At 65.0% G+C, this 9,438-nt stretch carries 9 protein-coding genes and 2 pseudogenes; 8 read left to right on the top strand and 3 right to left on the bottom strand.

The window, feature by feature from the left end; translation table 11 throughout:
• On the top strand, positions 1 to 504 hold a 504-nt coding region (locus tag ACL9RL_RS19035; RefSeq protein ID WP_422781863.1), incomplete at its 5' end, for a flavodoxin family protein.
• Here the strand turns inward: ACL9RL_RS19035 and ACL9RL_RS19030 are convergent.
• Entirely contained in the window at positions 486 to 968 is a 483-nt protein-coding gene (locus tag ACL9RL_RS19030; protein WP_422781862.1) for an SRPBCC family protein, read from the bottom strand. The genes ACL9RL_RS19035 and ACL9RL_RS19030 overlap by 19 nt on opposite strands.
• 346 nt (positions 969 to 1,314) lie before the next feature.
• Between ACL9RL_RS19030 and ACL9RL_RS19025 the strand changes: the two are divergent.
• Together ACL9RL_RS19025 and ACL9RL_RS19020 are read left to right on the top strand one after the other, a co-directional pair.
• Positions 1,315 to 1,746 (top strand): annotated as a pseudogene (locus tag ACL9RL_RS19025) (carbohydrate ABC transporter permease); the annotation flags it as partial.
• A gap of 693 nt (positions 1,747 to 2,439) precedes the next feature.
• Positions 2,440 to 3,395: pseudogene (locus ACL9RL_RS19020) on the top strand (IS481 family transposase).
• A 36-nt stretch (positions 3,396 to 3,431) separates the two neighbouring features.
• On the opposite strand, the gene ACL9RL_RS19015 reads toward ACL9RL_RS19020, so the two are convergent.
• Entirely contained in the window at positions 3,432 to 4,004 is a 573-nt protein-coding gene (locus ACL9RL_RS19015) for a TetR/AcrR family transcriptional regulator (RefSeq protein WP_422781861.1), read from the bottom strand.
• A gap of 94 nt (positions 4,005 to 4,098) precedes the next feature.
• Here ACL9RL_RS19015 and ACL9RL_RS19010 point away from each other — a divergent pair, with 94 nt between their 5' ends.
• On the top strand, positions 4,099 to 5,100 hold the full coding sequence (locus ACL9RL_RS19010; RefSeq protein ID WP_422781860.1) for an SDR family NAD(P)-dependent oxidoreductase: 1,002 nt from the start codon (positions 4,099 to 4,101) through the stop codon (positions 5,098 to 5,100).
• Positions 5,101 to 5,144: 44 nt separating this feature from the next.
• Here ACL9RL_RS19010 and ACL9RL_RS19005 read toward each other — a convergent pair whose 3' ends face one another.
• Positions 5,145 to 5,708 (bottom strand): TetR/AcrR family transcriptional regulator, encoded by a 564-nt coding sequence (locus ACL9RL_RS19005; protein ID WP_422781859.1) that lies wholly within the window; start codon positions 5,706 to 5,708, stop codon positions 5,145 to 5,147.
• A 130-nt stretch (positions 5,709 to 5,838) separates the two neighbouring features.
• On the opposite strand from ACL9RL_RS19005, the gene ACL9RL_RS19000 reads away from it, so the two are divergent.
• Genes ACL9RL_RS19000 through ACL9RL_RS18985 form a run of 4 tightly spaced genes read left to right on the top strand, consistent with a single transcriptional unit; the run spans position 5,839 to position 9,378 of the window.
• Positions 5,839 to 6,891 carry an aldo/keto reductase gene (locus ACL9RL_RS19000; protein ID WP_422781858.1) on the top strand — a complete coding sequence of 351 codons (1,053 nt, stop codon included), beginning with the start codon at positions 5,839 to 5,841 and terminating at the stop codon, positions 6,889 to 6,891.
• A gap of 32 nt (positions 6,892 to 6,923) precedes the next feature.
• Positions 6,924 to 7,622, top strand: coding sequence for a DUF998 domain-containing protein (locus tag ACL9RL_RS18995; RefSeq protein WP_422781857.1), 699 nt, complete (start codon positions 6,924 to 6,926; stop codon positions 7,620 to 7,622).
• Positions 7,619 to 8,629, top strand: a complete 1,011-nt coding sequence (locus ACL9RL_RS18990; RefSeq protein WP_422781856.1) for an oxidoreductase — start codon at positions 7,619 to 7,621, stop codon at positions 8,627 to 8,629. Before ACL9RL_RS18995 ends, ACL9RL_RS18990 begins: the two co-directional genes overlap by 4 nt.
• Positions 8,630 to 8,664: 35 nt before the next feature.
• Complete coding sequence (locus ACL9RL_RS18985; protein WP_422781855.1) at positions 8,665 to 9,378, top strand: NAD(P)-dependent oxidoreductase; 714 nt, start codon at positions 8,665 to 8,667, stop codon at positions 9,376 to 9,378.
• Positions 9,379 to 9,438 lie beyond the last annotated feature (60 nt).

Genomic DNA, 9,438 nt, shown 5'->3' with positions numbered 1-9,438 from the left:
CATGGGGTGAGCGGGCAGCAGCTCCGCGTGGTGGACTTCGATGTCCGACCAGGTGTCGAGACCGACATGGGCGATGGCGATCAGTGGCCGGCGATCCGGCAGCAGATCGTGGATGCGCAAATCCTCGTCTTGGCGACGCCGACGTGGATGGGTCACATGTCAAGCGTTGCTTCCCGTGTGCTGGAACGGCTGGATGCGGAGCTGTCGGAGACGGATGAGGCAGGCCGTCCGTCGTTGTTCGGGAAGGTGGCACTGGTTGTGGTCGTCGGCAACGAGGACGGTGCGCACAAGATCGCAGCCGATGCTTTCCAAGCGTTGAACGACGTCGGATTCAGCATTCCAGCGCAGGCCAACGTGTACTGGAACGGAGAGGCGATGCACACGACCAACTACAACGACCTCGACACCACCCCTGAGGCCGTCGCATCGGCCACTCGGACCGCTGCCGCCAATGCCGTCCACCTCGCGGACCTGCTCACCGAGAACTACCCGACGCCGTCATAAGCTGCGATATTTGGATGGGTTCGTCGGCGTTGCGCTTGCCCTCTGGCGAGGTACTCGAGTCGATGCAAGGTCTCGGTGTTCCGGATCCACAACGGGATATCCAGCAGGAATTTCGGCACCCACGTCCCTGGGCCTTTCACGGGTTCCTCAGTGATCCGCACGACGCATCCGGTTCCTCGTGGTTGCACTCGCAGGCTCACGCGAGCTTCGCCGAGTGGCCACCCGTGGGGTTGGATCACCATCCGCGTGGGCGGGTCCCATTCCAGCGAGGTCGTGACATCGTCCAGCAGCACCGGCCACACGCCGAAGGAGTGGTGCAGGCGGGTGCCCTCTGCTGGCCACGCATCATCGACCTCGCGCATGCGGGACGCGCCGACGACCCAGCCTGGGAATAACCATCCGTCGGCGAGGACCGCGAAGACGTCCTCCGGGGTGCAGTGCATCACTCGTGTGTTCGTCGACACAGGGAGCTCCGTTCTTCTTGATCGGTTCAGCGGGCCGCAGGTGATGTGGCGGCACGTCGTCGGATGATGCGGGTGAGGAGGTATAGCACGCAGCCGACGGCGACGATGATGCCGCTGCGCAACCAGACCTCCCCGCTCTGCTGGGGTGAGCAACACCACACAGGACAGCGCCCCGAGGACCGGCAGGACCGTCCACGCACGGAAATGCTTGTGCTCCACGCGCTCGCGTCGCAGCACGAGCACGGCGATATTCGTGCTCAGGAACACGAGCAGCAGGAGCAGGACGACGGTCTCCGCGAGCGTCGCGAGACTGCCCGTCCCGCTGTTCTTCATGCTCGGCCACGTGGAGCTGTACGACACCCTGTACGCGATCATCCTGCCGTCGATCGCGTTCGCCATCCCGATCACCGTCCTCATCCTCGTGAACTTCCTCCGCGACATCCCGAACGAACTGTTCGAATCGATGCGGGTCGAGGGCGCCGGGCAGTGGACGATCCTCAGACGCCTCGTCATCCCGATGGCGCGGCCCGCGATCGCCACCGTCGTGATCTACGACGCACTGCAGGTGTGGAACGGCTTCCTCCTGCCGCTCGTCCTCACCCAGAGCGAGAGCATCCGGGTCCTCCCGCTCGCGCTCTGGAACTTCCAGGGGCAGTTCAGCATCAACGTCCCCGCGACCCTCGCAGCCGTCGTCTTCTCGGCGCTGCCGATCCTCGTGCTCTACATCCTGGCGCGCAGACAGCTCGTGAGCGGCCTCACGGCCGGCGTGGGCAAATAACCAGACCCCTGCCGCCGCGGATTCCCCCGTACCGCGGCGGCAGGTTCCACCCGCGGTGCATACGGCCGTCGATTATCTCGGCTGGAGCGAACCTCAGTGTCAACTGCTGGTTGATGCCATGACAGAGATGTCAGGGATCCTCGAAAGTGATGCCACCAGACACCTGAATGAACCGTGGCTCAACGCTCTCATCGGTAGATTCACCGTCATGAGCAACGACTCAAGCCCATGCTCCTTGAGTTCTCGATCGGATCGAAGCTCGTCCGGGGTTGGGACAGTAGACGTCGAATGTGAGATGTTCCTCGTGCCCGGCGACCCTGACCAACACGTCAATAGGTCTATCGCGACGAGCTCAGCATCCTCGCCGGGAGGGACGAAGACTCGACGCTGAACAGTGCAGATTCGGTCCGCGCCCTGGCGAAGCCTGTTCTTCATGATCACGGCCGGAGGCACCGCATTCTGCGGCAACGAGGCTCTCACCCAACTCGTCGAACTAGATGATGCAACGAGACTGTGGGAGATCGCCACCTACGCCGAATTTCGTCGACAACCTCATCATCGATGGCCTACGACTGGACTTCCTGGAGCGCTAGATGTACTTGGCCGTGAGGTTGGTGACACTTCGGAGCTTGTGACGTGACGAGGCCTCCTGGCTTGATGGAGCTGTCTATTTCTTCATCGCCAGGAGGCCTCATGTCCCACGCTAATGCCCGTCTCACTGTTCGCGGGAGGATGCTGCTCGTTGAGCGAGTGGTGTCGGATCGCCGGCCTGTCGCGCATGTCGCGAAAGAGCTCGGGGTGTCCAGGCAATGCGCCCACCGTTGGGTGAAACGCTTCCGGGCCGAGGGCGCGGCAGGTTTGGCAGATCGCTCCAGCAGGCCGGCTCGGATGCCGACACGGACCAGCCCAGAGCGTGAGCAGCTGGTGTTGGCCGCTCGGGCGACCGCTCGGGTCGGTCCGGCAAGGCTCGCGGTGATCACCGGGGTCGCGCCGCGGACGATCTCTCGGACTCTGCTCCGGCATCAGGTGCCTCCGTTGGCGTGGTGTGATCCGATCACCGGTGCCGTGATTCGTGCCACCCGGGCCAGCGCGAACAGATACGAGCATCCGTGTCAGGGGGATCTGGTCCACATCGATGTGAAGTAACTTGGCCGCATCCCCAAGGGTGGCGAGTCCGCGGTCGCAGCGAACAGGTCAGAGGCCGCGGGATCGGCTTTGACTACATTCATGCTCTCGTGGATGACCACACTCGTCTGGCCTATGCCGAAGTTCTCCCGGACGAGAAAGGCGCAACCGCGGCCGGGTTCCTCCCGCGCGCTGCAGCACATTTCGCCGAGCATGGGATTCCGCGGATCCGCCGGGTGCTCTCCGATAACGCGTTCGCGTATCGACGCTCGGCCGTGTTCAAGAACCCCGTCGCGGAACTCGGCGCCGTCCAGAAGTTCATCAAGCCCCACTGCCCGTGGCAGAACGGGAAAGTCGAGCGCTTCAACCGCACCCTCGCAACCGAGTGGGCATACCGGCAACCCTTCGCGAGCAATCAGGACAGAACCGATGCTCTTGCGCCATGGCTGGATCACTACAACACTGAACGCATCCACTCGAGCCACGGGCTCACGCCCGCAGCCCGAGTGTCACCAACCTCATGACTCAGTACAGCTAGAACCACTGGCTCGAACGCGTCATCAGCCTCGTGGGGTCATGCCTGCAACGACGAAGTCCAGAAGGCGCGCGGCTTGCGGCTGCCAGTCGCCGGCGGGGTCGAGTTGATAGAGGCCCGCCACGGCGAGAATGACGTCGTCTGGGGTGACGCCGGCCTGGAGAGTTCCGGCCCGTTCATTGGCCGTGAGGAGGACACCGATCGCTTCGACCACCGGGCCATAGGCATCGCTGGCGAAGCGGGCATGGCCCCCGGAGGTCCGGAGTGCGTCGACGAGGCCCGCCTTTGTCATGGCGTACTGGGCGAGGCGATCCAGCCATACGCGGAACGCGATGATCGGCTCGTTCGCGGCCAGCAGCTCCGCTGCCGTATCGCACAACTGCTGCACCTCATCGCGGTAGACAGCGAAAACCAGATCCTCCCGACTGGGAAAGTGCCGGTAAACGGTGCCGATACCCACGCCAGCGATTTTCGCGATCGAATTGAGCGAGACATCGCTGGACTCCGCGAATGCACCTCGAGCGACCTCCAAGAGCTTCTCCCGGGTGCGGGCGGCCTGCTCCTGGAGTTGCTCAACCCGTTTGGAGGTCACGGTCATGAGTTCCTCGATTGCTTGACGGAGAGTTCTCCGTTAGCCTAGCCCATGTATGGCGGAGAGCTCTCCGTCACGATCATGGAAGGCGCAACCACACATGTCATCAACGACCAGACAGCACCCGATCGGCTCCCGATTCACCGCCGCGAGCACCGCCCTCGACGTGGTCGCCGGCATCGACCTGACCGGCAGGGTCGCCATCGTCACCGGAGGCCACTCCGGAGTCGGCCTGGAGACGACGCGCGCACTGCGCGCAGCCGGAGCCGACGTCGTGGTTCCGGTGCGCGATCCCGAGAAGGGTCGCGCCCGCGTGAGCGACATCGACGACATCGAAGTCGAACGGCTCGACCTCGCGGACCGCGACTCCGTCGACGCCTTCGCGGAGCGATTCCTCGCCTCCGGGCGCGCCCTGGACATCCTGGTCAACAGCGCGGGCATCATGGCCGTCCCGTTGTCGCGCGACTCCCGCGGCAACGAACTGCACCTGGCCACCAACCACCTCGGCCACTTCCGACTGGTGCAACAGCTGTGGCCGGCCCTGAGTCGTGCGAACGGCGCGCGCGTCGTGAACGTCTCCGCCTGGGCGCATCGGCTCTCCCCGGTCGTGTTCGACGACCCGAACTTCGAGAGCCGCGACTATGAGTCGTTCTCCGGATACGGACAGTCGAAAACGGCGAACATCTTGCACGCGATCGGCATCACTGCGCGCGGGGCCGATGACGGCATCGAAGCGTTCTCGGTGCACCCGGGCAGCATCATCACCACGAACCTCTCCCCCTGGGCGATCATCGAGACACACCGCGCCATGGGCAACGTCGACGAGAACGACCAGCCTGTCATCGATCCCGAGAACGGCAAGAAGACCGCCGAGCAGGGCGCCTCCACCAGCGTCTGGGCAGCCACCGAGCCCCGACTCGCCGGACTGGGCGGGGTCTACGCCGAGAACAACGAGGTATCACCGATCATCGCCCTACCTGATCCGGATGCCCTGCAGGCGCAGATGTCCGCGGGAAGCACCCCGGTCGGGGTCGTCCCGCACGCCATCGACCCGGACGCCGCCGACCGGCTGTGGAGCCTCAGCGAGAGCCTGCTCGCGTAGGCCGCGAGGGCTGAGCGATGTGGTGCCGGAAGCTCGCCACACGCTCAATTGCGCGCGCGGAATCCATCGATGGAGAGCTCCATTACGCGAGCAGCTTGAGCTCGTCCGGTGTCATCGGTCCCGACGCGCCACAGGAATCCCATCAGCAGCAGCACGTCGGCCGGGTCGAGACCGGGCCGTACACTGCCGTCCTTCACGCAGGCATCAAGGAGCATGCCTACCGCGGCGGTTACCGGGGCGTAGGTGTCGTTGATGATGTTCTGCGCGGCGACCGTGTGCAGTGCCTCGCCAAGGCCGTGCTTGAGGCGCACGTAGTCCGCGAGCTTCTCGAACCAGACCCGGAACGCATCCAACGGCGCATGCTCGGCGAGCACGTCTCCGACCTGGTCAACGAGTCGCTGCACGTCGTGCTGGTATACGGCGAGGATCAGATCCTCACGCGTCGGGAAGTGCCGATACAGCGTGCCGGCACCGACGCCGGCGCGCTTTGCGATCACGTTCAGCGAGGTCGCACCGTCTTCGGCGAAGGCATCATGGGCGACCCGCAGGATGTGCTCGCGATTGCGCAGCGCATCGGCGCGCACAGGTTCGTTCCGGGTCTCAGCCACGGTCTGTGCCCTCCATCAAGGCGCCTCCAGGATGTCGTGAGCGCCCGCTTGCCAAACGGAGAACTCTCCGGTACGGTCGATCTCAGTAGCGGAGAGTTCTCCGCTCTTGGTCTCAAGCATAGGAGAACCCATGCAGTACATCAAGCTCGGCAGCACGGGCCTCGACGTCTCCCCCATCGCGATCGGCGCGATGACCTACGGCGAACCCGACCGCGGCCATCCCGTCTGGTCCCTCGGCGAGGAGGCCAGCCGCCCGCTCATCAAGCACGCCCTAGAGGCGGGCATCAACTTCTTCGACACCGCGAACATGTATTCCCAGGGCTCCAGCGAGGAGATCCTCGGTCGCGCCCTGCGCGACTTCGCCGATCGCGACGACGTGGTGATCGCGACCAAGCTGCGTCACCCGATGCGCTCCGGCCCGAACGGGAAGGGCCTGTCCCGCAAGGCGATCATGACCGAGGTCGATCACTCGCTCACCCGTCTCGGCACCGACTACATCGACCTGTACCAGATCCACCGCAACGACCACACGACCCCGCTGGAAGAGACCCTCGAAGCCCTCCACGATCTCGTCAAGGCGGGAAAGGTCCGCTACCTCGGCGCGTCCTCGATGCACGCGTGGGAGTTCGCCAAGGCACTGCACCTGCAGAAGGCCAACGGCTGGGCACGGTTCGTCTCGATGCAGCACCACTACAACCTGCTCGCCCGCGAAGAGGAACGCGAGATGATCCCCCTCGCTCTCGATGAGGGCGTCGGCACCGTCATCTGGTCACCGCTCGCCCGAGGACGTCTCGCCCGCGCCTGGGACGACGCGAAAGCCACCGCCCGCAGCGGAAGCGACGGCTTCGCGGACATGCTCTACACCCCGCTCACCGAGCAGTCCGACCGGGCGATCATCGACGCTGTCGGGAAGGTCGCTGCAGATCGTGAGGTCAAGCGTGCTCAGATCGCCCTGGCCTGGCTGCGCAGCAACCCTGTCGTCACCGCCCCACTGGTCGGCGCCAGCAGTACTCAGCAGATCGATGATGCCATCGCTTCACTTGACATCACGCTCACCGACGACGAGATCCGCACCCTCGAGAACCCGTACACGCCCCGCTACGACTTCCAGGGAATCTCCGACGACACGGAACTGCAGGCCATCATGGCCCGCCTGCCTGGCTTCACCCCCGCCGCCTCATGACCAGTATCAGTCACCTGGACGGGAGTGCTCTCATGGTTCGCCGGACCCGCACCGGCATCGTGGGCGCCTGGCTTCTGCTCGCGGCTCCTCTGATCGCGTGGCTCGCTGAACTGGTCACGGCAGCTGCGTGGCAGGACCCGCCCTACGCCCCGCTGTACAACTGGGTCAGCCACCTCGGAGTACCCGGCCCGGCCCAGGAAGCCTTCGGGCAAGTCATCAACTCGCCGCTCGCATGGGTCATGAACACCGGCTGGATTCTCTACGGGGTCCTCGCGACCACCGGGCTAATCCTCGTGCTGCGCTTCCGAACCGGCATCCGCCCGATCCTCATCGGGGCGCTCGGACTGGTCGCCGGCATCGGCATCGTCCTTGTCGCCCTCGTCCACGGCTCTCAGGAGAACGTCGACAACGGACTCATCGTCCTGCACCTGCTGGGCGCGCAAGCGGCGATCATCGCCGGGAACCTCTCCGCAGTCCTCGTCGGCACCTTCCAGCGCCGTCTCGGAATCAGTCGGGGCATTGGAACTGCCAGCCTGATCATCGGGATCGTCGGGTTGATCAGCTTCGTCGTGTTCATGACCGACTACCAGAGCGGCGCCGAATGGAATCTCGGCCTGTTCGAGCGCGGCGCCGTCTACGGCGCCTACCTCGGCCACGCTCTCCTCGGCGCATCCCTCCTCGCCGCCCTCAGGCCCCGCACCGCCCCGTTCTCATCGAAAGCGACATCATGACAATCCCCACACCCCAGACACCGCTGAACTCCGGGTTCGGCGCCGCAAGCACCACGACCGACGTCCTCGCAGGCATCGACCTCACCGGAAAGCTCGCCGTCGTCACCGGCGGCGGCTCCGGCATCGGCATCGAGACCGTCCGTGCCCTCAGCACGGCAGGCAGCGACGTCATCGTTCCCGCCCGAGACACAGGCCGCGCCGCCGAAGCACTCGCCGGCATCGAACGGGTCGACATCCGACCGATGGACCTCACCGACCCTGCATCCATCGACTCGTTCGCCAAGACCGTTCTCGCGGACGACCGGGCCGTCGACATCCTCATCAACAGCGCCGGCATCATGGCGGCGCCCCTCGAACGCGACGCTCGCGGCTACGAGTCCCACTTCGCGACCAACCACCTCGGACACTTCCAACTCACCGCCAGACTCTGGCCACTCCTCATCCGGGACGGAGGCGCCCGAGTCGTCTCCGTGTCGTCCTGGGGGCACCGACAGTCCGACATCATCTGGGACGACCCGAACTTCACCCGCACCGAATACACGCCGATGCGCGGCTACGGCCAGTCCAAGACCGCCAACGTGCTCTTCGCGCTCGAACTGGACCGCCGCGGGCAAGACCACGGAGTCCGCGCATTCGCACTGCACCCCGGCAGCATCATCACCCGCCTCGCCCGGCACACCACCACCGAAGCGCTCATCGACATGGGAGTTCTCGACGAGAACGGTGAGCCAGTCCTCGACCCGTCCAGGAACTTGAAGACTCCCGAGCAGGGTGCCGCGACCTCGATCTGGTGCGCCACCAGCCCGCAGCTCGACGGAATCGGTGGCGTGTACTGCGAGAACGTCGACATCGCGCCGCTCTCAACTGCGGAGCGAAACAGCGCCACCCTCACTGTCGGCTCCTTCGCGCAAGGCGTCATGCCCTATGCCGTGGATCCCGAATCCGCACGTCGGCTCTGGACGCTCAGCACCGAACTCACCGGTATCGACCTTCCCGAGGCGAGCTGATCAGTGCGGTCGACTATACGAACACGGAGGACACTGTGAAGCTCGGAATCATCGGCGCGACAGGACGAGCCGGTTCACTCATCCTGGCCGAGGCTGAACAACGCGGACACGAGGTCGTCGCTCTCGTGCGGGATCGGCGGAAGCTCACCACAGCCACGGCCTGCATCGAAAAACCCGTACTGGAGCTCGATCGGTCAGACATCCAGGGACTCGACGTACTCGTCTCCGCCTACGGCGTGCCACTCGGACGAGAACACGAGCACCTAGACGCCACTCGGCACCTCCTCGATATTCTCCGCGGCACCTCGACCCGGCTCATCATCGTCGGCAGTGCCGGACACCTCTTCACCTCATCCGCCCGCACCTCCCGCTACTACGAGACCGAGCTGGAACCCGGACCGTTGCGAGACGGCTCCGCCGTCCTCCGGCAGGTCACCGACATACTCGCCGCCTGCCCGGACGTCACCTGGACGTATCTCGCCCCCGCTATTGAGTTCCAGCCCAACGGCCCACGAACCGGCACATACAGAAGTGGCGGCGACGTCGTGCTCCGCGACGCACAAGGGCGCAGTCAGATCAGCTACGCGGACTACGCCATCGCCCTGATCGACGAGATCGAAGCGCCTCGACACCGCGATAGATCCTTTACTGTCGCCCACTCCGAGAACATCGAACCGAGCAGGCTGCGCGCGCACGTAAGCGCGTCCGCGACCGGTACGACCAGACGCCGCACCCCCACCGCTCCATAGCATCCGCTTTCAGGTTCGCGAAACGGACGTTTCTGAGATCTGAGGCAGCGTCACCACGTG

This window comes from Plantibacter sp. Mn2098 (assembly GCF_049319745.1).
GTDB lineage: Bacteria > Actinomycetota > Actinomycetes > Actinomycetales > Microbacteriaceae > Plantibacter.
The sequence above is the reverse complement of the archived record's forward strand: the minus strand, read 5'-3'. Positions and strand labels throughout refer to the sequence as shown.